Below are 24,010 nucleotides of genomic sequence, written 5' to 3'. Positions count from 1 at the left end.
TACCCGACGGCGGGGTCACGGTTTCCGTGGCCCCGCCGTCGTACGTTCCGCTCGGGTCAGCCCGCGTGCCCCGATCAGGCCGGCCCGTCCTCTGGAGTACTACTCGGACGGCTCGTGCCCCTGATCGCGGACTCGATCCGGAGCAGCAGCCCGCCGATGACGAACACGGCACCGATGCCGCCCTTGAGGATGAGGATCAACGCTCCGGCGATCGCCGCAACCGTACCGACGACGCCGATCAGGGCACCCGGTGGTGCCGACGGGTCCGAAGGGTTCGCTCTGGAGAACATCGCGGCAGTCTAGGAACACATCGACTGCTGCCGCCGCCCTCAGTGCCCGATGGCTCGCCGCCTGACAAAAGGCGACCGGAACCGAGAGGGGTGCGGGGTGCTCGCGTCGGGCGCGGGATCAGGCCCGGTCGGCGAGCTGGGCGACGAACGCCCGCCAGGCGGTCGGGGTGAAGGCCAACGCCGGCCCGGCAGGATCCTTCGAATCGCGTACGCCGACAACACCGGGCAGATTGTCGGCCACCTCGACACACGCGCCACCGTTCGAGCTGCTTCGGGTGCTCTTGCGCCACCGCGCGCCGGTCAGCTCAGCCATGATCGGTCTCTCAGGAGGTCGATGGACTGGTCACGCGGGAGCGCGACCGATCTCACGGTATCCCAGACGGCCCAGAGCGAGGCAACGTCATTAGTGATGCGCCCTGCAGCCTGGTCGTCGAGATACCCGACCTCCTCGCGATCGGTCGTGCTGGCGATGATGAACGGTCCGGCCTGGCCTGGGTGCAGACCGGCCCGCAGCGGTAGGACGTGGAACAGCACGTTCGGCCGCTGAGCGAGTTCCACCAGATGGTCCAGCTGGGGGCGCATGACCTCCGCCGGCCCGCGCCGAAGTGCCGCCTCGTCCACGACGAAGACCAGCAGCGGTGGACGGGGACGGCCGAGGACAGCAGCCTGCCGGCTCAGCCGGGCCTCGACGAAGTCCTCCGCGTCGGCGGCGAGCGGACCGCTCGCGAGCACTGCGCGGGCGTACTCGGCCGTTTGAAGGAGACCGGAAAGAACCGCATTCTCGAACCATCTGAGGCCCGTTGCCTCGCGCTCGATCTCCGCCCAGGGCCGGAACCATGTCGGCTCGCGTCTTCTCAGCGCATCCGGCCAAAGGTCCTCAATGTCCTTGCCCAGAATCTCGGCAACCTGGGCACGGTGCCGGGTCTGCGGGATGCGGCCCTGGGTGACCCATCTCGCCGCAGTCTTGGGATCAACACCGACCTGAGCTGCAAGGCTCTCGGCAGTCTGGCCAGCCGCGACCATCGCACGCTGTACCGATCGGTTCATCCCGGCTCCTCGCTCGAACGTCCCGAACATCCCCGGTACACATTGCTACGCGGTGTTACTGGTCCGCAACCCTCGGCAAAGTACTCGGCATACCGGCTGAGAAAGGAACGGAATGCCCGAGGAGAAGCCGAAGCCGTCCACCCGGCCCGCGCCGCCGAAGACCCCGTCGCCGCCGGCCCGGCCCGTCGTCCCCGGACCGGTCGGCCCCTTCATCCCGCCGTACCGGGGTCCCGGCCGGATCGCCGGGAACCTCGCCCCCGCGTCCCGCTGGGCAGCCCGGCCGCACCCCGTCCCGATCGCCGCGCACACCGCCACCGGGCCGGCCTGGACCTGCGACGCCTGCGGCGACGACTGGCCCTGTCCGGCGCTGCGCGCCGTGCCGACCGACGCCGCCCGACGGGCCACGCTGATCCCCGAGTTCTCCCGGATCACCCGACGGGCGATCCGCGACCTGCGGGGCCGGCCCGGCGGCCCCGATCCGGTGGCGATCGTGCGGCGTTTCCTGTGGTTCCTGCCACTGACCGAGGCGGAGGCCCGCGCGGTGGCGCTGAGGCTGCGGTGAGGTCCGGTGCGTTCCGCCCCGGGCGACCTGCTGTCCCTGACCCGGCCCGCCGCCCCGCACGTCGCCCGTCCGGGCCGGCGGGCCGGCCGGCGCGACGCCCACCCCGGGACCGCCCGCACCGGCTCCGTGGCAGGCTGAACGGTATGAGCGCACGCGTACGCGCCCCGGAGCTGCGGGGTCGGTCCTGGCTGAACACCGGCGGGAAGACGGTCACCCTGGCCGACCTGCGGGGCAAGATCGTCTTGCTGGACTTCTGGACCTTCTGCTGCATCAACTGCCTGCACGTGCTGGACGAGCTGCGCCCGCTGGAGGAGCGCTACGGCGACGTGCTGGTGGTCATCGGCGTGCACTCGCCCAAGTTCGAGCACGAGAAGGACCCGGACGCCCTCGCCGCCGCCGTCGAGCGGTACGGCGTGCATCACCCGGTGCTCGACGATCACGAGCTGGACATGTGGCAGCAGTACGCGGCGAAGGCCTGGCCGACCCTGGCGGTGGTCGACCCCGAGGGCTACGTGGTCGCCACGATGGCCGGCGAGGGACACGCCGAAGGGCTGGCCCGGCTGATCGACGACCTGGTCGCCACCCACGAGGCGAAGGGCACCCTGCACCGGGGCGACGGCCCGTACGTACCCCCGGCGGAGCCCGCGACCACGCTGCGCTTCCCCGGCAAGGCCGTGGTGCTCGACGGCGGCAACCTGCTGGTCTCCGACTCGGCCCGGCACTCCCTGGTCGAGCTGGCCCCGGACGGCGAGCGGGTGGTCCGCCGGATCGGCGCGGGCACCCGGGGCCACGCCGACGGTCCGGCCGAGGCCGCCACGTTCTCCGAGCCGCAGGGCCTCTGCCTGCTGCCCCCGCACGTCGCCGAGGTGGCCGGGTACGACGTGGTGGTCGCGGACACCGTCAACCACCTGCTGCGCGGCGTACGGCTGGAGACCGGCGAGGTGGTCACCGTCGCCGGCACCGGCCGGCAGTGGCGCGCGACGGTCGACGACCACGCGCACGACGCGACCTCGGTCGACCTCTCCTCCCCGTGGGACGTCGCCTGGTACGACGACAAGGTCGTCGTCGCGATGGCCGGCATCCACCAGCTCTGGTGGTTCGACCCGATCAAGCGGACCACCGGCATGTACGCCGGCACCACCGTCGAGGCGCTGCGCGACGGGCCGCTGCCGGACGTCTGGATGGCGCAGCCCTCCGGCCTCTCCGTCGCCACCGACGGCAGCCGGCTCTGGATCGCCGACAGCGAGACCAGCGCCGTGCGGTACGTCGAGGACGGGGTCATGCACACCGCGGCCGGTCAGGGCCTCTTCGACTTCGGCCACGTGGACGGGCCGGCGGACCGGGCGCTGCTCCAGCACCCGCTCGGGGTGTGCGCGCTGCCCGACGGCTCGGTGCTGGTCGCCGACACGTACAACGGGGCGGTCCGCCGGTTCGACCCGGCGACCGGGCAGGTCGGCACGGTGGCGGACGGGCTGGCCGAGCCGAGCGACCTGGTGCTGACGGCCGAGGGCGCGGTGCTGGTGGTGGAGTCCGCCGCGCACCGGCTCACCCGGCTCGCGCCGGGCGCGTTGACGGCGGCCGGGGCGAGCACCGTGGACGGGCCCCGGCACAAGCTGGAGCGGAAGCCGACCGACGTGGCGGCCGGCGAGCTGACCCTCGACGTGATCTTCACGCCCGCGCCGGGGCAGAAGCTGGACGAGACGTACGGGCCGTCGACCCGGCTGGTGGTCTCGGCGTCCCCGCCGGAGCTGCTGCGCGAGGGGGCGGGGACGACCACCGACCTGTCCCGCCGCCTGGTGGTCAACGGCACGGTGGCCCAGGGCGTGCTCCAGGTGACCGCCCAGGCGGCCACCTGCGACGCCGACGTGGAGCACGCCGCATGCCACCTCACCCGGCAGGACTGGGGCGTCCCGATCCGGGTGGTCGACGGGGGCGTCAGCCGCCTCCCGCTCATCCTACGCGGCATGGACGAGGCCTGAGCAGGGTCAGCCTCAGATGGACGAGGGTTGCGCCGGGGTCAGGCGAACGGGGTGGGCGTGACGCCCGCGTCGAGCAGCGCGGCGCGGACCAGTTCGGCGCAGCGCACCGCCCCCGGGGTGTCCCCGTGCAGGCAGATCGACTCGACCTGACACGGCACCACGCTGCCGTCGACGGCGACGACGGTCCGCTCGGTGGCCATCCGGACGGCCCGGACGGCCACCTCCTCAGGATCGGTGACCAGCGCGTTCGCGGCGGTGCGCGGCACCAGGCTGCCGTTGGGCAGGTAGTTGCGGTCGGCGAAGCCCTCGGCCACCACCCGCAGGCCCGCGCCGGTGGCGAGCTGGGCGAGGACCGAGCCGGGTGGGCAGAGCAGCGGCAGCTCGTGGTCGTACCCGCTGACGGCGGCGACCAGCGCGGCGGCCTGGGCCTCGTCGCAGGCCGCCGCGTGGTAGAGCGCGCCGTGCGGCTTGAGGTAGCGGACCCGGGTGCGGAACAGCCGGCAGAAGGCGTCCAGCGCGCCGAGCTGGTAGATCGTCTCGTCGCGGAGTTCGGCGAAGTCGTACGCGATGTGCCGCCGGCCGAAGCCGGCGAGGTCGCGGTAGCCGACCTGGGCGCCCACGGCGACCCCCCGGTCCGCCGCCGCGGCACAGACCCGGTGCATGGTCGACGGGTCACCGGCGTGGAAGCCGCAGGCGACGTTGGCGGAGCTGATCAGGTCCAGCAGCGCCTCGTCGTCACCGAGCCGCCAGATGCCGAAGCCCTCGCCGAGGTCAGCGTTGAGGTCCATGGAACGTCACCGTAGTCCCTGGCCGGGCCTGCGCGAGCGGGGTCACGTCGTCCACCACCCCGACGACCGGGTATCCGCCGGTGGTGGGGTGGTCGGCCAGGAAGATCAACGGTTGGCCGTCGGGCGGCACCTGCACCGCGCCGAGGACCAGGCCCTCGCTGGGCAGCTCGCCGGCGACCGCGCGGGGCAGCGCCGCGCCGACCAGGCGCGCGCCGACCCGGTTGCTCGCCGGGCTGATCGCGTACGGGGTGCCGAGGAGCAGGTCGAGCGCGGCGTCGGTGAACCAGTCGTGCCGGGGGCCGAGGCGCAGCGCCAGCCCGAGCCGGTCGGGTACCGGGGCGCAGACGACGAGGTCCACCGGGGCGGGCGGCCCGACGGGAGGGCCGACGGGCAACCGGTCGCCGTCGCGTACCGGGGGCGGACCGAGCCCGGAGAGGGTGTCGGTGGCGCGGCTGCCGAGCACCGGCTCGACCGCGATCCCGCCGCCCACCGCGAGCCAGCTGCGCAGCCCGGAGCGCGCCGGACCGACGCGCAGGACCGCCCCGGCGGGCAGCGAGATCGGCCGCCCCACGTCCCCGGGCCGGGCCGGTCCTGCCTCGACCCGGACGTCGACCGGCGCGCCGGTGAGCGCCACGGTGACTGCCCGGGTGAACCGCAGCGCGCAGCCGGTGAGGGTGATCTCCAGGCCGGCGGCGGTCTCCGGGTTGCCGACGAGCCGGTTGGCCAGCCGCAGGGCGGCCGGGTCGAGCGCGCCGGAGCGGGGCACGCCGAGATGCGCATGCCCGGGCCGGCCCTGGTCCTGCACGGTGGTGAGGGCCCCGGCGCGGAGCACCTCGATCACGCCGGCGGTCACCGGGCGACCAACCGGACCCGGGTGCCGGGGGTGAGCCGGGCGGGCGGGTCGGCGTACGGGTCGAAGAGGACCAGGTCGGTCCGCCCGACCAGCAGCCATCCGCCGGGTGAGGCGGTCGGGTAGATCCCCGCGTACGGGCCGGCGAGGGCGACGGATCCGGCCGGCACCCGGGTACGCGGGGTGGCGAGCCGGGGCACGGCCAGCGCGGCGGGCAGCCCGGTGAGGTACCCGAAGCCGGGCGCGAAGCCGCAGAACGCCACTCGGAACTCGGTGCCCGTCAGCAGGTCGACCACGGCGGGCACGGTCATGCCCCAGTGGCCGGCGACGGCGGGCAGGTCGTCCCCGTCGTACACCGTGGGCACCCGGGCCTCGGCGGCGGCGCCCGGGCCGGTGCCGGTGTCCCGGGGAGTCCAGCCGGCGATCCGGGCGGCGGTCGCCGCCGGGTCGGGTATGCCGTCCACCAGGACGGTGGCCGCGGCGGGGACGATCTCGGTGGCGGTCAGGTCCCCGGCGTCCCGGCGTCGCCACAGCTCGGCGCGCCACGCCTGTACCTGGCCGGGGTCGTCGCAGTCGAGCAGCAGGGCGTGCGCGCCGACGGGCCGGATCCGCATCCCGCCATCTTCGCCGACGGCGGCCGATGACGTGACCGTCGGCACTACTTGAAAGTAACCTACGGTGCCGTAACCTAATGGGCGTGACCACCTCCGCACCGCTTCGGCTCAAGCCGGTCGACATCGGTAAACCCCGGATGCGCGGCTGGCTGCACACCTACGCGTTCTTCGTCGCGCTCGTCTGCGGCATCGTCCTGTGCTCGATCGCGGCCACCCGTCCGGGCTGGGCACCCCTGGTCAGCTGCCTGATCTACAGCCTGACGGTCTGCGGCCTCTTCGGCACCAGCGCGCTCTACCACCGTCGGGTCTGGTCGGAGCGGGGCTACCAGATCATGCGCCGGATGGACCATTCGATGATCTTCGTGTTCATCGCCGGCACGTACACCCCGTTCTGCGCCCTGCTGCTCAGCACCCGGCAGGCCGAGCTGATGCTGGGCCTGGTCTGGGGCGGCGCGCTGGCCGGGGTGGCGGTCAAGCTGATCTGGCCGCACGCGCCGCGCTGGGTCTCCGCGCCGCTCTACCTGGCGCTCGGCTGGGTCTCGGTGGCGATGCTGCCGCAGATCCTCCACCAGGGCGGGGTCACCGCGCTGGTGCTGCTGGCCGTCGGCGGCGCGATCTACAGCGTCGGCGCGGTCTTCTACGCGTTGCGCCGGCCCAACCCGTGGCCGACGGTCTTCGGCCACCACGAGTTCTTCCACGCCTGCACCCTGATCGCGGCGATCTGCCACCACATCGCGATCTACTTCGCGCTCTTCTCCTGACCGGTCCCGGACACAGTTCGAGGGCCCCGCGCCGTTGCGGGGCCCTCGACGTCTGTGCGGGTCAGGCGGGGTAGCCGGGGCGGCGCACCTCGCGGACCTCCTCGCGCACGATCCGGTCGTCCTGCACCGGCACGACCGGCTGGGCGACGACGCGCTCCCGGACCGGGGCGGCGACCACCGTACGGCGACGGTTGTTCCAGAAGTAGAGCGTGGTGAGCAGGCCCACCAGGCCGGCGAGCATGAGCACCCAGCCCACGACGTTGAGGTTCAGCCATCCCAGGTTGGCGTCGATGGCGAACGCGAAGATCGCGCCGAGCGCGATGAGGAAGATGCTGGCACCGATGCCCATGACTGGCCTCCTTGGCGTCCCTGCTGGCGTTTCGTACCCGCCGCGGCCATGGATGAGGTAGCGGCATCCATCGACTTACCCAGGCGTTCCGATCGCCAATCAGGCAAGCTGTGCCCATGACGGACGGCAGGAACCGGGAGCGGACACTGGTGCTGCTGCGGCACGCCAAGGCCGAACAGTCCCGCGACGTCACGGACGCCGAGCGCCCGCTGACCGCGCGCGGGCACGCCGACGCGGCGGCCGCCGGCGCCTGGCTGGCCCGGCACACCATGCTGCCGGACGTGGTGCTCTGCTCGGCCGCCCGGCGCACCCGGCAGACCTGGCACGGGGTGGCGCTGGGCATGACGGGATCCCCGCCGGAAGGGGGTCCGACGGGGTCGTCACCGGTGGTGCGTTACGAGCCGGCCGCGTACGAGGCCCGGCCGGAGGAGTTGCTGGCGCTGCTCCGGGCGGTCCCGGCGGACGCCGGCACGGTGCTGCTGGTGGCGCACAACCCGGGCATCTCGCTGCTGTCGGGGCTGCTCGACCCGGAACGGGCCGATCCGGAGGGACTGCGCACCACCGACCTGGCGGTGCACCGTCCGACCACCGACTGGGCCACCCTCGCGCCCGGCACCGCCCCGCTCACCGACCGCCACACCGCGCGCGGCTGAGTGCCCGCACCGCCGCGCGCGGAACGGCGCGACGGTGGGCCGGGTCCGTCAGGACGGCGGGGCGGTGGGCGGCGGCGGGTCGGGCGGCGGCGGCATCATCGCGGTCGGGTGGGAGAGCCGGTTCTCCTCCACGATCAGCGTTCGTGCCCGCTTGCGCCGGTCCTGCCAGAACCAGAGCGTGGTGAGCAGTACGCCCAGCCCGGCCAGGATGAACACCCAGCCGACCGCGCGCAGGTCGATCCACCAGACGTTGGCCCGGATGGCGAAGGTCATGATCGCGCCGAGCGCGATGAGAAAGATGGCGCTGCCAATGCCCATGTGCGCTGCACTCCCCCGTGCGGTGGCCCTTGGGCGTGCCCTGTCGTAGCTCCGGCCAGCGCTTACCCGCCGCGCGCCGCACCTACCCGGCCCCACCCGCCAATTCGCCGGCCCGACGATCCCGACAACGTCGGGGAAGCTGCTGCCTCCGGGTGGCAGGGGGCAGCAACTTCCCCGACGTTGCGAGCAGGGGGTGCGGGATGGGACGGCGGCGGCCGGCGAGCAGATGCTCGCCGGCCGCCGTCAGGGTCGTGAACGGGATCAGAAGGCCTCTTCCGGGAGGTCCATGATCTCCAGGTCGGCGCCCTCGATGATCCGCCGGTCGGCGCCGATGCGGGGCAGCACCTCGCGGGCGAAGAACCGGGCGGCGGCCACCTTGCCGGTGTAGAACGCCTTGTCGGCCGTCGACACCTCGCCGGCCAGCGCCTTCAGCGCCACGTCCGCCTGCTTCTGCAGCAGCCAGCCGACCACCAGGTCACCGATCGCGAGCAGGAACCGACGGCTGCTCAGGCCGACCTTGTAGAGCGCCCGGGCGTCACCGGCCTGGGCCTCGCCCAGCCAGCCGGTCATCGTGCCGAGGATGTTCTGGATCTCGGCGAGCGCCTTGCCGAGCGCCTGCCGCTCCTCCTTGAGCTGGCCGTTGCCCGCCTCGGAGGTGATGTGCTCCTGGATCTCACCGGCGACCGCCATCAGGGCCTTGCCGTTGTCCCGGACGATCTTCCGGAAGATCAGGTCCAGGCTCTGGATCGCGGTGGTGCCCTCGTACAGAGTGTCGATCTTGGCGTCCCGGACGTACTGCTCCAGCGGGTAGTCCTGGAGGAAGCCGGAGCCGCCGAAGGTCTGCAGCGCCTCGTGGCCGAGCAGCTCGTACGCCCGCTCCGAGCCGACGCCCTTGACCAGCGGCAGGAGCAGGTCGTTGACCCGCTTGGCCAGCTTGGTGGCCTTCTCGTCACCGGCCGCCTCGGCGATGGCGATCTTGTCCTGCCAGGAGGCGGTGTAGCAGACCAGCGCGCGCAGACCCTCGGCGTACGACTTCTGCATCAGCAGCGAGCGGCGCACGTCCGGGTGGTGGGTGATGGTCACCCGCGGGGCGGTCTTGTCGGCCTGCTGGACCAGGTCGGCGCCCTGCACCCGGTTCTTGGCGTACTCCAGGGCGTTCAGGTAGCCGGTGGAGAGGGTGGCGATGGCCTTGGTGCCCACCATCATCCGGGCGTACTCGATGATCATGAACATCTGCCGGATGCCGTCGTGCTTCTCGCCCAACAGCCAGCCCTTGGCCGGTACGCCGTGCTCGCCGAAGGTCACCTCGCAGGTGTTGGAGACCTTCAGGCCCATCTTGTGCTCGACGTTGGTGGCGTAGACGCCGTTGCGCTCGCCCAGCTCGCCGGTCTCGGCGTCGAAGTGGAACTTCGGCACCACGAAGAGGGACAGCCCCTTGGTGCCGGGGCCGCCGACGCCCTCGACGCCGACCGGGCGGGCCAGCACGTAGTGGACGATGTTGTCGCTCAGGTCGTGCTCACCCGAGGTGATGAAGCGCTTGACGCCCTCGATGTGCCAGGAGCCGTCGGGCTGCTGGATCGCCCGGGTGCGACCGGCGCCGACGTCCGAGCCGGCGTCCGGCTCGGTGAGCACCATGGTCGAGCCCCACTGCTTGTCGATGAAGAGCTTGGCCCACTTCTTCTGCTCCTCGGTGCCCTCGACGTGCAGCACGTGGGCGAAGGAGGGGCCGGAGGCGTACATCCAGACCGGGGCGTTCGCGCCGAGCACCATCTCGGCCAGCGACCACCACAGGGCGCGCGGGGCGTTGGTGCCGCCCAGCGCCTCGGGGAGGTCCAGCCGCCAGAACTCGGAGTCCATGAACGCCTGGTACGACTTCTTGAACGACGCCGGCAGCGGCGCGGTGTGCGTGGCCGGGTCGAAGACCGGCGGGTTGCGGTCGCTGTCCGAGTAGCTGGCGGCCAGGTCCTCGCGGGCCAGGCGGTCGACCTCGGAGAGGAAGCTACGGGCGGTGTCGACGTCCAGGTCCGTGTACGGCTCCTGGCCGAACGTCCGGTCCGCCCCGAAGACCTCGAACAGGTTGAACTCGAGGTCCCGAAGGTTGCTCTTGTAGTGGGTCATGCTCGCTGGCCCCGCTTCCGGACAGGTGTTACCGATCAGTAACCCCGACTGTATTACTCACCGGTAGGCAACGACAAGCCGGTTGCGGAAGTGACAGCGATTACACACTCACGGTTCACCGAACCGTGACCCGGCGGCGTCAGCCCTCGGCCGCGCCGACCTCCCAGCTCGGCACGGCGGCGGTCAGGTCGCTGCGCGGCCCGGTGTACTCCATCAGCACCAGGGCGATGTCGTCGTCGAGCCGGCCGTGCACCCACTCGACCAGGGCGGTCTCCAGCGAGGCGAGGCCGTCGGCCACCGTGCCGTGGCCGAGCAGCCGCCAGGCCCGGTCGGCGGTCGGGAAGAACTCCCCGTCCCGGCGGGCCTCGCCGAGCCCGTCGGTGAAGAGGAGCAACCGATCGCCCGGTTCGAGCCGCTCCACCCGGGGCCGGACCACCGGCATGAAGCCCAGCGGGGGTGCCGGCGCCGGTGGTTCCAGCGGGATCACCGCGCCCCGGCGCAGCAGCAGCGGCGGCGGGTGCCCGCAGTTGACGATGGTGAGCGTGCCGCCCCGCTCCTCGACCAGCGCGGCGGTGACGAAGTCCTCGTCACCCACGTTACGGGCCACCGCCCGGTCCAGGTCGGTCACCACCGCCCGCAGGTCCGGCCGCTCGTACGCGACGTGCCGGTACGAACCGAGGACGATGCTGGCCAGCCGGACCGCGTCCAGCCCCTTGCCGCGTACGTCACCGATGATCATGCGGACGCCGTACGGGGTGTCCATCACCTCGTACAGGTCACCACCGATCTCGGCGGTGGCCGTGGAGGAGATGTAGCGGGCGGCCACGGTCAGGGTGCCGACCTGCGGTCCGAGCGGCCGGAGCACGGCCTGCTGGGCGACCGAGGCGAGGCGGGTGAGCTCGACGATCTGCTCCGCCTGCCGTTGGCGTACCGCCGCCACGGCCGCGGCGACCGCGGTGGCCAGGGCGACCCCCGCCACGTTCACCGCGGTGACCAGCGAGGCGGTGCGCTCGGCGAGCGCGAACCCGGCCCCGATCCCGGTGGCCAGCACCCCCAGGCCGAGGACCACCCGCCACGAGGTGAGCGCGGCCGCGACGACCGGGGCGGCCGCCAGCAGGGCCACGTAGTGCGCCTGGCGACCGTCGGCCAGGTCGACCGCGGAGACGAGTGCGAGCAGCACGAGGGCCGCGCCGATGCCGGCGCGGGTTCCGGGGCTCAGCGGGCCGCGGCCCGACTGGAAGGGTTGCGTACGTACACCGGACAGCATGCCTGATGGGCGGTCCGGGGAGAACGATCCTGGCCCGTCATCCGTGGAAGTTCTGTCCACTTCGACGACGGGCCGGGGTCGTCCGGCGCCGGTCACCCGGTCAGCCGAGCACCTCGTACTTCACGTCGACCTCGCCGAGGTTGGTGGAGGCGATGGCCGCGAAGGCCGCCCGGGACAGGTCCAGGCAGCGACCGTCCACGTACGGGCCCCGGTCGTTGATCCGGACGATCACCGACTTGCCGTTGGCCGGGTTGGTCACCCGGACCCGGGTGTCGAACGGCAGCGTCTTGTTCGCGGCGGTGAGCGCGTCCGGGTTGAAGGTCTCCCCGTTCGCGGTCATCTGGCCCTCGTCGTAGAAGGACGCGCCGCAGGAGCCGCTGTCCACGACCTTCGGGGTGGCGGTGGTCTTCTTCGCGGTCGGCTTCGGCGCGGCCGTGCGGGTCTTGCTGCGGGAGGCCGCCTGGGTGCGGGTGACCTTCGGGCTCGGGGTGGCCTTCGGCGAGGGGCTGAGGCTGGGCGACGCGCTCGGCGAGGCGGTGGGGGAGGCCGAACCGGTGGCCAGGGTGCTGGGCAGGGCCTCGGCGACGGCCGGCTCGGCGGCGGGCTCGGCGGAGGTCAGCTGGACCGCGCCGACGGTGCCGCCGACGGCGAGCACCACGCCGACCGCCGCGGTGGCGGCGATGCCGGCGGGCGAGGAGAACTTGCGGGTACGGAAGTGCCTACCAGCCACGCCCGGTCCTTTCGTCGGTGGAGCAAACCGGCTCGGACCGTAACGAGAGAAGCACTTCCGAAGTCAACGTGATCATGGTGCTATGCCCGGATTTACCCTGGTACGTGTGACCGATCGGACGATGGCCGCTCCGCCTTAAGGGGGAATAGCCGCTGGCCGGGGCCGTCGGCGCATCGCCTGGCGTCGGTGCCCCAGGATGGAGGGCGTGCTGAGCCGACGCCTGGTCGAACTGTTCCGCTGGGTCGACCCCGGCCCGGACAGCAGCCATCTGGTCAGCGACACCTCCGGCTGGTGGCGGGATCCAACCGTGCTGGCCGCGCTCGGGCCCGCGCTGGCCGGCCTCTTTCCCGCCGCCCGGCCGACCGTCGTGATCGCCCCCGAGGTCACCGGGCTGCTGCTCGGACCGCTGGTCGCGGCCGCCACCGGTGCCGGGTTCCTGCCCGCGTACAAGGACGGCGGGGAGCGTCGCCGGTGGGGGACCGGGCGCTGGGCGCAGACCCCGCCCGACCATCGGGGCGGCCGGCTGCGGATCGGCGTGGACGGTCGGCACCTCCACCCGGGCGACCGGGTGCTCCTCGTCGACGACTGGGTGGACAGCGGCGCCCAGTTCCACGCGCTGCACGAACTGGTGACCGCTGCCGGTGCGGCGGTCGTCGGGGCCGCCGCCGTCGTCTCCAACTGCCCGGCGGAGGTCGCCGCGCGGCTGCGGGTACGCGCCCTGCTCGACGGGGACGCCCTCGGCTGACGTCCGCCCGCGCGCCGACCGGGCCGCCGGGCAGGAGCCGGCTCAGCAGACGAACTGCTCCAGGGCGGTGCAGACCCGGCCCAGCACCTCGGCCGAGCGGGCCAGCGGACCGGGCACCAGCATGGAGTGGTCGGCGTCCGGCACCTCCAGCACGTGCGGGCTGATCCGTCGGGCCACCTCACCCCGCCACAGCGCATCCCCGGTGCCCCCGACCAGCAGGCACGGCGCCGTCGCGCGGCTGAGCCCGTCGACCACCTCCGGCTCGACCAGCACCGGGGTCAGCCACACCGCCCGCAGCCCCCGCTCGGCGGCGAGCGGGCCGGCGAAGGTGCCCAGCGACTTGGCGACCAGCAGGTCCACCCCGTCGTCCAGCACCGGGGCCACCTGCCCGGCCACCCACTCGGCGGTCCGGTCGTCGGGCAGGTCGTGCGGCACCTGCCAGCTCACCTCGTGGACGTCGAAGCCGAGGCGGCGCAGCGCCTCACCGGCGTACGCGAGGAGTGGCCCCCGGGTGTCGTAGCCCCGCCCCGGCACGAGCACGGCGCGTCGGTCCGCCACGGTTGCCTCCTCGAAGATCCGTCCGGCCCTCACGCTAACGTCCCCGGAGCGTTCCGTGGGGCCGGCGGAAATGCCGCGCCGGGTCCCCGCCGGACGGCTAGCCTCGGCAGGATGTGGCCCCGGATCGGCGGACTCCGCACCCTCGAACTCGGTACGCCGGGCGAGCTGCGCGCCAACCTGAACGCGCTCGTGCTGGCCGGCGTGAAGACCGCCACCGCCGGCCTGCTGACCGACGAGTACGCCGCGGAGAACGAGGAACTCGAACACGTCGGTGAGCGGCTGGTGCTCGTCGACGACCAGGGCGGGCTGGTCGGCGTCGTCGAGGTGACCGGCGTGGAGGTGGTCCGCTTCGCGGACGTCACCTGGGACTTCGCCCGCTCCGAGGGGGAGGGCGACCGGTCGATCGAGGAGTGGCGGGAGGGCCACTGCGGCTACTGGGCGCGGGTCGGCTTCCCGGTCGACGACGACACCCAGGTGGTCTGCATCCGGTTCCGGCTGGTCTCCGCCGGTGACGGTGGCATCAGCACCGGCGACCTGGGCACCTGAGGCCTGGCCGGGCACGGGTCAGACGCGGCGCAGCTGCGGCAGCAGGGCGGCCGCCTGCACCAGCACCGCCTCGTCGCCCGCGTACCAGCTGCTGGCCCGGGGCCAGTGCGTCACCACGTCGGTGAAGCCCAGCCGGGCGGCCCGGGCCACCTGCTCGGCGAAGAAATCCGCGTCGCGCAGTGAGAAGACCGGGGCCGAATCGAGCGACAGGTAGCGGTCCAGGGTGGCCGGATCACGACCCGCCTTCTCCAGGGTCTCGTCCATCCGGGCCGACAGGTCGACCACCGTCGACCACCACTCCGCCAGGTCGTCGCCGCCGAGGCCGGTGGTCACCCAGCCCTGGCCGAAGCGGGCGACCAGCCGCATCGAGCGGGGGCCGTTGGCGGCGACCACGAACGGTACCCGGGGCCGCTGGACGCAGCCCGGGTTGTTCCGGGCGTCCACCGCGGTGAACCACTCGCCGCGCCAGGTGGTGCCGTCCTCGCGGAGGATCAGGTCGAGCAGCTCGGTGAACTCGGCGAACCGGTCGACCCGCTGCCGGGGCGGCAGGGTCTCGCCGCCGAGCACGGCGGAGTCGAAGCCGATGCCGCCCGCGCCGAGCCCGAGCAGCAGCCGGCCGTCGGAGACGTCGTCCAGCGCGGTGACCTGCCGGGCGAACGCCGCCGGGTGCCGGAAGTTGGGCGAGGCGACCAGGGTGCCGAGGCGGATCCGCGAGGTCACCGTGGCGGCGGCGGTCAGCGTGGTGACCGAGTCGAACCAGGGCCCGTCGACCAGGTCCCGCCAGCCCAGGTGGTCGTACGTCCAGGCGTGGTCGAAGCCCCACTCGTCCGCCTGCTGCCAGCGCCGCCGCGAGTCCGACCAGCGCTGATCCGGCAGGATCACGATGCCAATCCGCATGCCCGCCAGCCTACGGTGGGGCCCGACGCTGGACCCGCCGAGCCGGGTGGACCGACCGGTGCGGTGCCAGCCGGCCGGTCCACCCCGGCGGTCAGCCGGTCACCAGGTCGGCGACCACGCAGGCGACGTTGTCCGGCGCCCCGGCGGCGTACGCCAGCTCGACCAGCCGCCCGACGGCGGTCTCCGGGTCGTCGGCGGCCGCGAGGGTGTCCCGCAGCGCCGCCGGCCCGACGACTGCGGAGAGCCCGTCCGAGCAGAGCAGGTAGCGGTCCCCGGGCAGCGCGGTCCGCAGCGCCAGGTCCGCCTCGACCGGCGTCCCGGCCCCGAGCGCCCGGGAGAGCAGGGCCCGTTGCGGGTGCGCCGCCGCCTCGGCGGGGGTGAGCCGGCCCTGGTCCACCTGGGACTGCACATAGGTGTGGTCCTGGGTCAGCCGGCACAGCTCGCCCCCGCGCAGCAGGTACGCCCGGGTGTCGCCGACGTGCACCAGGGCGAGCTGGGTGCCGCGCCGCAGCACGGCGGTGAGCGTGGTGGCCGGCTGGTGCTCGGCGGTGGCCTGTCCGCGTACCGTGCGGTCGGCCGTGGTGATCGCCTCGGCGAGCGTGGCCAGCAGTTCGGCGGCGGGCGCGTCGGCCAGTTCGAGCGGCCGGAGGGCGTCGACGGCCGCCGCGCTGGCGGCGGCGCCCCCGGGGCCGCGCAGGCCGTCCGCGACGGCGAGCAGGGTGTCCCCGGCGTACGCGGTGTCCTCGTTGGACTCGCGCACCGCGCCGGTCTCGCAGCGGACGGCGTGCCGGAAGGTGGTTCCGGACATGACGGTGCTCCTCTCGGAGAGCTGGTCGACGAGGAGCGCGACGACGTGCCCGCGGGCCGTGGTGTCGGCGCTGACCCGCCGCCACCAGGCGTCCACCGCCCCGGCCGCCTCCCCGGCGGGGAGCCGGCAGACGCCCTGGATCTCGGCCAGCGGCATCCCGGCCCGGCGCAGCGCGGCGATCAGCCGGGCCCGGTCGAGCTGGGCGGCCTCGTAGTAGCGGTAGCCCGAGTGCGGGTCGACCGCGGCCGGCGGCAGCAGGCCCAGGCCGTCGTAGAGCCGCAACGCCTTCGGCGTCAGGCGCGCCGCCCGGGCGAACGCCCCGATGGTCAGCAGCTGCACGGGCCCATCCTCCTCGTGCCGGTCACGGCGACCGGCACGGACCACGCTGGGCCTTGCCGCAGGGGCAGGGTCAAGGCGTTGACTATGTATCGATCACTTATATATGTTGCCTGGGTGACTCAGATGCGTGAGCCGACCTTCCTGATCCTCACCGCACTCGCCGCCGGACCCCGGCACGGCTACGGGATCATCCAGGAGGTGACCGTCCTCTCCGAGCAGCGCGTCACCCTGCTGCCCGGCACGCTCTACACCGCGCTCGACCGGCTGACCGCCCAGGGCCTCGTCGAACCCGACCGGGAGGAGGTGGTCGACGGCCGGCTGCGCCGCTACTACCGGCTCACGCCCGACGGGGTGACCGCGCTGCGCACCGAGACCGCCCGGCTCCGCCAGCTCGCCACCGCCGCCGAGACGCGGCTGCGCGCCCGCCGGCCCCGCACGGTCTGACCCCGAGGAGAGGGAGAGATGTCGCTCACCCGCCACTATCGACGGCTGCTGCTCGCCTATCCCCGCGCGTACCGGCGGGAACGCGGTGAGGAACTGCTCGGCCTGCTGCTCGACACCACCCCGCCGGGGCGGACCCGGCCCACCGTCACGGGGGCGGTGGACCTGGTCCGGGCCGGGCTGCGCTGCCGGCTCGGCCGCCCGGCCAGCCGCACCGTCGGGGTGTGGGCGGTGCTCACCGCGCTGATCTGCGGGCTGTTCGGGGCCGCGCTGGCGTCCCGGGCCGCCTGGGAGACGTCCCGCCCGCAACCCGACCGGGCCGAGGCCACGGCGATCTTCGACGAGGCGTTCCCCGACCAGCGGCTGAAGGAGGACGTGACGACCGCACCGGCGCTCTTCGTCATCTACGGTCAGCCGCTCAGCCGGGCCTCCTGGCGGGACCTGCTGCTCGGCGACGGCGGCGAGTACCAGGAGGGGTCGGCCGGCGGGGCGGCCGCCGGCCCGGAACCCACCGGCGACCTGGTGACCACCGCCGCGCAGCGGCTGCGGGCCACCGGCTGGCGGGTGTACGACCCGGTCAGCACCGTGCTGGACACCTGCGGCAGCCCGCCCTGCGAGCCGCGCGAGGTGCAGACCGTGCTGGTGGCCCGGCGTGGGGACACCGTCCTGCGGGCGGAGTTCGATGATCCGCGCGTCTACGACTCGTACCTCTACTTCGCGGTGCAACGGGCCGCGCCACCGGCCGTGCTGCCGGTGGCCGTGCCGGCCGGCATCGTGGTCGGGGTGCTGGCCTGGCTGCTCTTCGCCTGGGCGAGCCGGCGCACGGAGGGCCGGCGGGGCGTGGGTGTCCTGCTGGGGATCGCCCTGGTGGTGTGGTGGTTGCCGGCGCTGGCCAGCACCGTCAGCCTGGCGGGTCACCACGCGGACGAGCCGCACCCCTCCTGGCACCCGCTCTGGGAGTGGTTGGGGCAGCCGACGTTCTCGCTGCCCTTCCTGCTCGGCGCGGCCTGCGTCCTGCTCACGTTGGGGGTCGCGCTGCTGCCCCGGCGGGACGCGGAACGGCTCACCCTCACGTTCGGCTGAGCTTGCCGAGCAGCCTGGTCAGGTGCGGTTCGACGGTTCCCGGCCGGGCCGTCGTCACCTCGTCGGGGGTCCACCAGCGGACGCCGTGGAACTCGTCCGGGTCGGGGATCAGCTTCTGGTCGCGGCTGCCGCTGAGCACGTACCAGAGGCTGACGTCGGTGTGCCGGTCCGCCGGCGCGCCCACCGTCGCGGTGACGGTGAGGAAGGCGGGACACTCGCCGTACGGCGGCGCGAAGACCGCCGGCACGCCCAACTCCTCGACCATCTCCCGGCGGACGGTCGCCGTCGGGTGCTCGCCCGGCTCGACGTGCCCGCCGGTCGGCAGCCACATCCCGGCCTTCCGGTGGTCGACCAGCAGCACCGTGCCGTCCGTCGCGTCGCGGAGCAGGAAGTACGCCACCAGGTGCGGCGACGGGGTACCCGGCTTCTCCCGACGCCAGATGTCCCCGGTCGCGGCCAGCCAGGCGAGCGTCTCGGCACGGTGCCGTTCCTCCAGCTCGTCGCCGGGGGTCAGCGCCTCGACCAGCGCCCGGATCTCGTCCCGCACGTCAGCCTCCCGTACCGGGGTTGGCGTCGACCGCGGCGCGGACGAACTCGCGTACCCGCTCGGTGTCGTTGCCCTCGCGCCACACCGGCCCCCGCAGGATGGGCGGCGCGTCGTGGATCGGCACGTACGCCAGGTCGGGCCGGGGATGGTAGCGCCGGGACAACTCCCCGACCGGCAGTACGCCCCGGCCCATCGCGACCAGCGACAGCAGCTCCGAGAAGGTGCCGCCGGTCGGCCCCTTCGGCACCGGCCGGCCCGACGGCGTGCGGTCGGGGGTGCGGTCGCGCTTGAACGCCGCCGACGTCACCGCCGGGTACTGCACCACCGGGTGGTCGCCGAGCACTTCCAGCGACACCGACTCCGCACCGGCGAGCGGATGGTCCGCGGCCACCGCGAGCACCCGCCGTTCGTGCAGCAGCGCCGGGCCGTTCGCCATCCCGTCGAACGGGTACGACGCGATGAGCACGTCGATCGAGCCGTCCCGCAGGCTCGACCGGGTGGTCGCCAGCGGGGCCTCGTGCACGTGCACCACGCACTCCGGGTGCCGCTCGGTGAAGACGGCGACGGCCCGGGCCAGCACCGGCGCGGTGGACTCGCCGACGAACGCCACCCGCAGCTCACCGGTGATGCCCCGGCCGGCCTCGACGGCCCGCCGAACGGCGTCCTCGATGCCCTGGACCAGGGGACGCAGGTCGTCGGCGAGCCGGGCCCCGATCGGGGTGATCCGGACGACCCGGCTGGTCCGCTCGAAGAGCGGCGCGCCGACCCGGCGTTCGAGCTTGCGCAGCACGTGACTGATCCGCCCGGTGGTCACCCGCAACCGCTCGGCGGTACGCCCGAAGTGCAACTCCTCGGCGAGCGTCAGGAACGTCTCGATCTCGTGGCGCTCCAGCACGACCGCTCCCACCGTTGAGTCAGGGTCAACGATCGTAGCGTGACCGGGTCTTGGTCGGTGACCCCGCAGGAACCAGGCTGGGGACGAGCCCGTCGAGGAGAGGAACCCCCATGAGCAGCCCCGTCACCGTGGTCGGCTTCGACCACCTGGTTCTCACCGTCGCCGACGTCGAGCGGTCGCTCGACTTCTACTGCGGCACCCTGGGCCTCGCCCCGGTCCGGGTGGACCGTTGGCGGGCCGGCGAGGCGCCCTTCCCGTCGGTACGCGTCGACCCCGGCACCATCATCGACCTGGTCCGGGGCGAGCCGGGCGGCACCAACGTGGACCACTTCTGCCTGGTGGTGGCACCCCTCGACTGGCAGCAGGTGATCGACGCGGGGGCGCTGGAGGTGCTCACCGGCCCGGTCCCCCGCTTCGGCGCGCGCGGCACCGCCACCTCGGTCTACGTCCGCGACCCGGACGGCAACACCGTCGAGCTGCGCTGGTACCCGCCGGCCCCGGCGGACGGCATCCGGTGACCGCCGGAAACCGGTGCCGCCCCGGCCGGGGCCGTTGCTAGCGTGACGCGGTGCCGGACCTCCAGCGACTCGACGCCCGCCACGCCCCCGCGCTGCTCCGCTTCGAGCGGGAGAACCGGGCGTACTTCGCCCGGCACGTGCCGGACCGCGACGACGACTACTTCCTCGACTTCGACACCCGGCACGCGGCGCTGCTCGCCGAGCAGGCCGCCGGCCGGTGCCACTTCCACCTGCTGGTCGACGACGACGGCTCCGTGCTGGGGCGGTTCAACCTGGTGGACGTGGCCGACGGCAGCGCCGAGCTGGGCTACCGGGTGGCCGAGCGGGCCACCGGTCGGGGCCTGGCGCAGGAGGGCGTACGCCGGGTCTGCGAGCTGGCCCGCGACGCGTACGGGCTGCGCCGCCTGGTGGCGTCGGCAGCGCTGGTGAACCGGGCATCGCTGGCGGTGCTGCGCCGTACCGGCTTCGTCCCGGACGGCGAGGTGCTCTGCGGTGGCGCGCCCGCGCTCCGGCACGTACGCGACCTGACCGGGCCGCAGGGCGGTACCGACGCCGCCGAGGTGCACGCCGTGCTGGACACCCTGGCCGCCGCCGGCTGCCCGGCCTGGATCAGCGGCGGTTGGGGCGTGGACGCCCTGGTCGGTACGCAGACCCGCCCGCACCGGGACCTCGACCTGGCCGTCGCGGCGGAGCACGAGTCGGCCGCGCTGGACGCGCTCGGGCGGCTCGGCTACGTGGTCGAGACCGACTGGCGACCGGTCCGGGTCGAGCTGGTGGCGGACCGGGGGCGGGTGGACCTGCACCCGCTGACCTTCGACGAGACCGGGGACGGCCACCAGGCCGGCCTGGACGGCAGCACGTTCCGCTGGCCGAGGGACTGCTTCACCACCGGAACCATCGCCGGCCGCCCGGTCGGCTGCATCTCGGTGGACCAGCAGTTGCTGTTCCACGCCGGGTACGAGCCCCGTGAGGTCGACCGGGCCGACCTGGCCGCCCTGCACCGGCTCGCCACGCGCTGACCGTTGGCGACCGACGAGATTTCCCCGCTCGGTGGGTCCATACCCGTGCAGGACCCGACCGCACAGGAGAGATTCGCCATGACGACGCCACCCATCGACCGGGCGGCCGTGCCGCCGGTCGTCGACCGCGACACCTGGCTCCGCGCCCGCGACGAGCTGCTGGCCCGGGAGAAGGCCCACACCCGCGAGGGGGACGCCATCGCGGCCGCCCGCCGTCGGCTGCCGATGACCCCGGTGCCGCCGGTCTCCGTACGGGGGCCGGCCGGGGACGTCCCGCTGCTGGAGGTGTTCGAGGGACGCCGGATGCTGATCGCCTACTTCCACATGTGGCACGACGGCCGGCCGCACGAGGAGCAGTGCCCGGGCTGCACCGTCGCGACCTGTCACCTGCGGACGCTGGACTACCTGCACGCCCGCGACGTCACGTACGCGGTGTTCTGCCAGGGCCCCTATCCGGAGAGCGCGGCGTTCGCCGAGTTCATGGGCTACGAGTTCCCCTGGTACTCGGCCCGGGAGTCGGATCCGGCGCTGGTCGCCGGGCGGGACTTCGGGTTCATCGCCTGCTACCTGCGCGACGGGGACCAGGTCTACGAGACCTACTGGACCACCGACCGGGGCGTGGAGGCGCTGATCACCAGCTACCACGCCCTGGACCTGACGGTGTACGGCCGGCAGGAGAAGTTCGAGGACTCGCCGGAGGGCTGGCCGAAGGTCGACGGGTCCCCGTGGCGGCTCGACGGCCGCCCGATCGCGCAGTGGAGCCGCCCGGGCGTCGGGCCGGCGACGGCGTCCTCCTGCTGCTCGGCCTGACCCCGGATCCCGGCCGGGACCACCGCCCTCAGTGTTTCGAGGGTGGTGGTTCCCCGGTCAGGAGGCTGTGCGCCACCACGACCAGGGCCGCCACGCCGGCCACGGTGAACGCCACTCCCAGCACCCGTTCCAGCAGCACGAACCGGGCCAGCCGGCGGTCCTGAGCGGCGGCCGGCAGCCAGCGCCACGGCGGCACCCGGCGCAGCCCGCCCGCGACGGCCATCGACCGGCGTACGTGCCACTCGGTCACGCCGCGCCAGTTGGTGGCCAGCGCGACACCGACCAGGCAGATGGCCAGGCCCAGCCCCGTGCCGGCCAGGATGCGCCAGGTCTCCATGCCAGCCTCCCTCCCCGACCGGGCGACCCACCGGACGCCACGCGTCGCACCATCCTCGGGAACGTCCGGAGAGCGCGGTCACCCGCGCCGCGAGCGGGCTCCCGGGCTGTCGCCCGCGAAGCGTTGACCCATCGCGATCTCGTCGCCGACCACCGACCAGACGGTCTCGTCGTCCCGGAAGGGCAGCGGGTCGGTGCCGCTGGTCTCCTGGCGGATGCGGTCGACCTCGCGGTCCAGCCGCTCGAAGTCGGCCTCCTCGTCGTCGTCGCCGAAGGTGAACCGATCGAGCAGGCGCTGGAGCCGGAGGGTGACCTGGAGCAGGGAGGAGACGTCCGTGTGCAGTTCCCGCGCGGTCTCCTCGTCGGGGTCGACGGCGTACACCCGGCCGGATCCAGGGTCGAGGGCGAGGTGGGCGTTGAGCAGCCAGCCGATGACCGGCCACTCGCCCGCTGCCGGGTCCACGAAGTCATCGACGGCGACAACTTCCCGGAGCAGGGCGAGCCGACCGGATTCCTCGTCCGGCGCCCGCAGCCGGAGGGTCCCGGTGGGTACGCCGACGGTCTGCAGGAGACGGGCACCCTCGGTGTCCGCCGCGGCGGGCGGGAAGGCGGTGGCCGGGAGAGTCGAGAGTCGGCCCTCGCCGAAGAGGTCGACGAGTTCGGCACGGGAGACCTCGAACAGCACTGCCGGAACTCCCCGAGGTCGCTCTCACCGGGCCGGTGATCCGACCCCGGTATCCACTACATCGGTGCTGGTCCCCGGGTGTCAAGCAATGACCGCCCCCTCGGAACCCGGTTCCGGCGGGGTGCCGGGCCCGCCCTGTTCGGGTGGGCCCGGCACGGCTGGAGAGCGGTCAGCTGATCCGCTGCCAGCCCTGACCGGTCGCGGAGGGACGGTACGACCACACCTCGTTCCCGCTCGCGGTCGTCACGGTCACCTGCACGGTGCTCCCGCTGCCCTCCGCCTTCACGATCCGGGTCACTCCATGGGTGCCCGAACGGAGCACCTCCCAGCCGAGCGGGTAGTCCCCGTCCGACTGGAAGGACTGCAGGGTCTGCGAGGTCGCGCCGGTCGGGGACCGCATGGTGAGGATGCCGAACGTCGCTTCACCGTCGCGGGCCTGGACGAAGGAGACCGCACCAATGCTGATCGTGTAGCGGGTCCCACTCCTGACGTCACTGTTGTCCAGTTCGGCCACGCCGACCCCGTTCGCCATCGGCACGCAGTAGACCCGACCGCTGCCGTCGGGGCTGTTACGGCCCATGAGGAGGCCGGTGTTGCGGAAGTCGACGTCGTGGAAGTTCTTGGCCGCCTTCCGGAAGGTGGTCGGGCCACTCACCTGGCGGAAGGCGCCGTCCCGGAAGGCGTAGCCGCGTACCTGCCGGTCGCAGGGGGGCCACCCGTCACTCTGGTACGCGCCGAAGACGGCGAGCCGGACGACGCCGTTCTCGACGGTGACGGCCTCGCGGAGGAACGGCGCGGACACGTTGGGGGTGTCCGCAGAGTTGACCACGTAGCCCATCGGGGTCAGCGTGTCGTCCGAGGTGGACCTCAGGGCCAGCAGCTGGGTGACGTTCAGCGACTGGTCGTTCTGGCACCGAATAGTGGTGAGCAGCTCGTCGCCCGGTACGCCGTCCAGGTCGGCCCGGACGGGCGCCAGCTCGCCGATGACCAGCTTCACGCCGTCCGCGGGCGTCGCCCGACCGTTGACGAAGGTCCTGGTGCCCTTCGCCTTGCAGTAGTTCTCCACCCCGGGGAACGCCGGAAGGTGCAGCGTGGCGTTGCGGAGGTCGACCGCCGCCGGAGCCGACGAGGCCGGGGCCGACGCGGCCGGCGTCGAGGACGGGGTGGACGAGGGGGTCGGAGCGGCCGTCTCGACGGGACCCACGGATCCGATCACGTTCGGCGGCGAGTTGTTGCCGCGCGGATTGGCGGCGTAGGCGGCGATCGGCGCGGCGATCAGCAACGCGCCGACCACGCTGAACGCCGTGACGCGGGCTCTGCGCCGGACCGCCACCTTGTGCCGGACCGCGGACGTGCCGGGCGCCGGGGCGTATGACGAGCGTTCCACCGCGTCGAACTCGGCGAGGGCGTCGTTGAGGAGGTTGTCGAAGTTGTCGGACATCAGAATTTCCTTTCCG

General features: G+C 73.4%; 31 protein-coding genes. 12 read left to right on the top strand and 19 right to left on the bottom strand.

What is annotated here, in order from left to right:
• Positions 1-74: 74 nt before the first annotated feature.
• From GA0070611_RS23040 to GA0070611_RS23030, 3 genes are all read right to left on the bottom strand, one after another.
• Complete coding sequence (locus GA0070611_RS23040) at positions 75-290, bottom strand: hypothetical protein (RefSeq protein ID WP_091667894.1); 216 nt, start codon at positions 288-290, stop codon at positions 75-77.
• Between the two features lie 118 nt (positions 291-408).
• Positions 409-603 carry a DUF397 domain-containing protein gene (locus tag GA0070611_RS23035; protein ID WP_091667887.1) on the bottom strand — a complete coding sequence of 65 codons (195 nt, stop codon included), beginning with the start codon at positions 601-603 and terminating at the stop codon, positions 409-411.
• A complete protein-coding gene (locus tag GA0070611_RS23030) occupies positions 591-1,337 on the bottom strand; it encodes a helix-turn-helix domain-containing protein (protein WP_091673317.1) in 747 nt (248 codons plus the stop codon). Before GA0070611_RS23030 ends, GA0070611_RS23035 begins: the two co-directional genes overlap by 13 nt.
• A gap of 112 nt (positions 1,338-1,449) precedes the next feature.
• Here GA0070611_RS23030 and GA0070611_RS23025 point away from each other — a divergent pair, with 112 nt between their 5' ends.
• The 3 genes from GA0070611_RS23025 to GA0070611_RS23020 are packed head-to-tail and all read left to right on the top strand — an operon-like array spanning position 1,450 to position 3,878.
• Positions 1,450-1,899, top strand: a complete 450-nt coding sequence (locus GA0070611_RS23025; protein WP_231921195.1) for a Maf family protein — start codon at positions 1,450-1,452, stop codon at positions 1,897-1,899.
• 6 nt (positions 1,900-1,905) lie between these two features.
• The gene (locus tag GA0070611_RS32300; protein ID WP_269456319.1) at positions 1,906-2,037 is read left to right on the top strand and encodes a hypothetical protein; all 132 of its coding nucleotides are present in this window, start codon (positions 1,906-1,908) and stop codon (positions 2,035-2,037) included.
• Between the two features lie 5 nt (positions 2,038-2,042).
• Complete coding sequence (locus GA0070611_RS23020) at positions 2,043-3,878, top strand: NHL domain-containing thioredoxin family protein (protein WP_091667884.1); 1,836 nt, start codon at positions 2,043-2,045, stop codon at positions 3,876-3,878.
• A 38-nt stretch (positions 3,879-3,916) separates the two neighbouring features.
• Here the strand turns inward: GA0070611_RS23020 and GA0070611_RS23015 are convergent, their stop codons facing one another.
• The 3 genes from GA0070611_RS23015 to GA0070611_RS23005 are packed head-to-tail and all read right to left on the bottom strand — an operon-like array spanning position 3,917 to position 6,130.
• Positions 3,917-4,666 (bottom strand): LamB/YcsF family protein, encoded by a 750-nt coding sequence (locus GA0070611_RS23015; protein ID WP_091667880.1) that lies wholly within the window; start codon positions 4,664-4,666, stop codon positions 3,917-3,919.
• Complete coding sequence (locus GA0070611_RS23010; RefSeq protein WP_091667877.1) at positions 4,650-5,618, bottom strand: 5-oxoprolinase subunit C family protein; 969 nt, start codon at positions 5,616-5,618, stop codon at positions 4,650-4,652. Before GA0070611_RS23010 ends, GA0070611_RS23015 begins: the two co-directional genes overlap by 17 nt.
• Positions 5,516-6,130: a 5-oxoprolinase subunit B family protein gene (locus GA0070611_RS23005; protein WP_091667873.1), complete on the bottom strand. Its 615-nt coding sequence runs from the start codon at positions 6,128-6,130 to the stop codon at positions 5,516-5,518. The genes GA0070611_RS23010 and GA0070611_RS23005 overlap by 103 nt, the downstream gene beginning before the upstream one ends.
• Positions 6,131-6,213: 83 nt before the next feature.
• Between GA0070611_RS23005 and trhA the strand changes: the two genes are divergently transcribed.
• Complete coding sequence (gene trhA, locus GA0070611_RS23000) at positions 6,214-6,891, top strand: PAQR family membrane homeostasis protein TrhA (RefSeq protein WP_091673311.1); 678 nt, start codon at positions 6,214-6,216, stop codon at positions 6,889-6,891.
• Between the two features lie 61 nt (positions 6,892-6,952).
• Here the strand turns inward: trhA and GA0070611_RS22995 are convergent, their stop codons facing one another.
• A complete protein-coding gene (locus tag GA0070611_RS22995) occupies positions 6,953-7,240 on the bottom strand; it encodes a DUF6458 family protein (protein WP_091667868.1) in 288 nt (95 codons plus the stop codon).
• A 116-nt stretch (positions 7,241-7,356) separates the two neighbouring features.
• On the opposite strand from GA0070611_RS22995, the gene GA0070611_RS22990 reads away from it, so the two are divergent.
• Entirely contained in the window at positions 7,357-7,893 is a 537-nt protein-coding gene (locus GA0070611_RS22990; protein WP_091667865.1) for a SixA phosphatase family protein, read from the top strand.
• 48 nt (positions 7,894-7,941) lie between these two features.
• Here the strand turns inward: GA0070611_RS22990 and GA0070611_RS22985 are convergent, their stop codons facing one another.
• From GA0070611_RS22985 to GA0070611_RS22970, 4 genes are all read right to left on the bottom strand, one after another.
• Positions 7,942-8,211, bottom strand: a complete 270-nt coding sequence (locus GA0070611_RS22985) for a DUF6458 family protein (protein ID WP_013283345.1) — start codon at positions 8,209-8,211, stop codon at positions 7,942-7,944.
• A 261-nt stretch (positions 8,212-8,472) separates the two neighbouring features.
• Positions 8,473-10,329, bottom strand: a complete 1,857-nt coding sequence (locus GA0070611_RS22980) for an acyl-CoA dehydrogenase (RefSeq protein WP_091667861.1) — start codon at positions 10,327-10,329, stop codon at positions 8,473-8,475.
• Positions 10,330-10,468: 139 nt separating this feature from the next.
• Positions 10,469-11,596, bottom strand: a complete 1,128-nt coding sequence (locus tag GA0070611_RS22975) for a PP2C family protein-serine/threonine phosphatase (protein WP_091667857.1) — start codon at positions 11,594-11,596, stop codon at positions 10,469-10,471.
• 100 nt (positions 11,597-11,696) lie between these two features.
• A complete protein-coding gene (locus GA0070611_RS22970) occupies positions 11,697-12,326 on the bottom strand; it encodes a septal ring lytic transglycosylase RlpA family protein (protein WP_091667852.1) in 630 nt (209 codons plus the stop codon).
• A 196-nt stretch (positions 12,327-12,522) separates the two neighbouring features.
• On the opposite strand from GA0070611_RS22970, the gene GA0070611_RS22965 reads away from it, so the two are divergent.
• The gene (locus GA0070611_RS22965; RefSeq protein ID WP_197675778.1) at positions 12,523-13,071 is read left to right on the top strand and encodes a phosphoribosyltransferase family protein; all 549 of its coding nucleotides are present in this window, start codon (positions 12,523-12,525) and stop codon (positions 13,069-13,071) included.
• Between the two features lie 42 nt (positions 13,072-13,113).
• On the opposite strand, the gene GA0070611_RS22960 is transcribed toward GA0070611_RS22965, so the two are convergent.
• Positions 13,114-13,629, bottom strand: a complete 516-nt coding sequence (locus tag GA0070611_RS22960; protein ID WP_091667843.1) for an alpha/beta hydrolase — start codon at positions 13,627-13,629, stop codon at positions 13,114-13,116.
• A gap of 111 nt (positions 13,630-13,740) precedes the next feature.
• Here GA0070611_RS22960 and GA0070611_RS22955 point away from each other — a divergent pair, with 111 nt between their 5' ends.
• On the top strand, positions 13,741-14,175 hold the full coding sequence (locus GA0070611_RS22955; protein WP_091667840.1) for an ASCH domain-containing protein: 435 nt from the start codon (positions 13,741-13,743) through the stop codon (positions 14,173-14,175).
• 18 nt (positions 14,176-14,193) lie between these two features.
• Here the strand turns inward: GA0070611_RS22955 and GA0070611_RS22950 are convergent, their stop codons facing one another.
• Both GA0070611_RS22950 and GA0070611_RS22945 read right to left on the bottom strand, forming a co-directional pair.
• Complete coding sequence (locus GA0070611_RS22950) at positions 14,194-15,072, bottom strand: LLM class flavin-dependent oxidoreductase (protein WP_091667836.1); 879 nt, start codon at positions 15,070-15,072, stop codon at positions 14,194-14,196.
• Positions 15,073-15,163: 91 nt separating this feature from the next.
• The gene (locus tag GA0070611_RS22945) at positions 15,164-16,219 is read right to left on the bottom strand and encodes a MerR family transcriptional regulator (RefSeq protein ID WP_091667831.1); all 1,056 of its coding nucleotides are present in this window, start codon (positions 16,217-16,219) and stop codon (positions 15,164-15,166) included.
• 123 nt (positions 16,220-16,342) lie between these two features.
• On the opposite strand from GA0070611_RS22945, the gene GA0070611_RS22940 reads away from it, so the two are divergent.
• Both GA0070611_RS22940 and GA0070611_RS22935 read left to right on the top strand, forming a co-directional pair.
• On the top strand, positions 16,343-16,663 hold the full coding sequence (locus tag GA0070611_RS22940) for a PadR family transcriptional regulator (protein ID WP_091667827.1): 321 nt from the start codon (positions 16,343-16,345) through the stop codon (positions 16,661-16,663).
• An 18-nt stretch (positions 16,664-16,681) separates the two neighbouring features.
• Complete coding sequence (locus tag GA0070611_RS22935; protein ID WP_091667823.1) at positions 16,682-17,743, top strand: hypothetical protein; 1,062 nt, start codon at positions 16,682-16,684, stop codon at positions 17,741-17,743.
• On the opposite strand, the gene GA0070611_RS22930 is transcribed toward GA0070611_RS22935, so the two are convergent.
• Together GA0070611_RS22930 and GA0070611_RS22925 are read right to left on the bottom strand one after the other, a co-directional pair.
• Complete coding sequence (locus GA0070611_RS22930; protein ID WP_091667819.1) at positions 17,730-18,290, bottom strand: NUDIX hydrolase; 561 nt, start codon at positions 18,288-18,290, stop codon at positions 17,730-17,732. The two genes, GA0070611_RS22935 and GA0070611_RS22930, sit on opposite strands and share 14 nt — an antisense overlap.
• Before the next feature lies 1 nt (position 18,291).
• Positions 18,292-19,185 (bottom strand): LysR family transcriptional regulator, encoded by an 894-nt coding sequence (locus GA0070611_RS22925; RefSeq protein WP_091667816.1) that lies wholly within the window; start codon positions 19,183-19,185, stop codon positions 18,292-18,294.
• A gap of 110 nt (positions 19,186-19,295) precedes the next feature.
• On the opposite strand from GA0070611_RS22925, the gene GA0070611_RS22920 reads away from it, so the two are divergent.
• The 3 genes from GA0070611_RS22920 to GA0070611_RS22905 all read left to right on the top strand — a co-directional run bounded on the left by GA0070611_RS22920 (position 19,296) and on the right by GA0070611_RS22905 (position 21,532).
• The gene (locus GA0070611_RS22920) at positions 19,296-19,703 is read left to right on the top strand and encodes a VOC family protein (RefSeq protein ID WP_091667813.1); all 408 of its coding nucleotides are present in this window, start codon (positions 19,296-19,298) and stop codon (positions 19,701-19,703) included.
• 50 nt (positions 19,704-19,753) lie between these two features.
• Positions 19,754-20,722: a GNAT family N-acetyltransferase gene (locus GA0070611_RS31555; RefSeq protein WP_197675777.1), complete on the top strand. Its 969-nt coding sequence runs from the start codon at positions 19,754-19,756 to the stop codon at positions 20,720-20,722.
• A 78-nt stretch (positions 20,723-20,800) separates the two neighbouring features.
• On the top strand, positions 20,801-21,532 hold the full coding sequence (locus GA0070611_RS22905; RefSeq protein ID WP_091667810.1) for a DUF899 family protein: 732 nt from the start codon (positions 20,801-20,803) through the stop codon (positions 21,530-21,532).
• A gap of 28 nt (positions 21,533-21,560) precedes the next feature.
• Here GA0070611_RS22905 and GA0070611_RS22900 read toward each other — a convergent pair whose 3' ends face one another.
• The 3 genes from GA0070611_RS22900 to GA0070611_RS22890 form a co-directional block, all read right to left on the bottom strand.
• A complete protein-coding gene (locus GA0070611_RS22900; protein ID WP_091667807.1) occupies positions 21,561-21,869 on the bottom strand; it encodes a hypothetical protein in 309 nt (102 codons plus the stop codon).
• A 78-nt stretch (positions 21,870-21,947) separates the two neighbouring features.
• Positions 21,948-22,553, bottom strand: coding sequence for an SUKH-4 family immunity protein (locus GA0070611_RS22895; RefSeq protein WP_091667804.1), 606 nt, complete (start codon positions 22,551-22,553; stop codon positions 21,948-21,950).
• Between the two features lie 169 nt (positions 22,554-22,722).
• Complete coding sequence (locus GA0070611_RS22890; protein ID WP_091667799.1) at positions 22,723-23,994, bottom strand: hypothetical protein; 1,272 nt, start codon at positions 23,992-23,994, stop codon at positions 22,723-22,725.
• Positions 23,995-24,010 lie beyond the last annotated feature (16 nt).

This window comes from Micromonospora auratinigra, from assembly GCF_900089595.1.
Lineage (GTDB): Bacteria > Actinomycetota > Actinomycetes > Mycobacteriales > Micromonosporaceae > Micromonospora > Micromonospora auratinigra.
The sequence above is the reverse complement of the archived record's forward strand: the minus strand, read 5'-3'. Positions and strand labels throughout refer to the sequence as shown.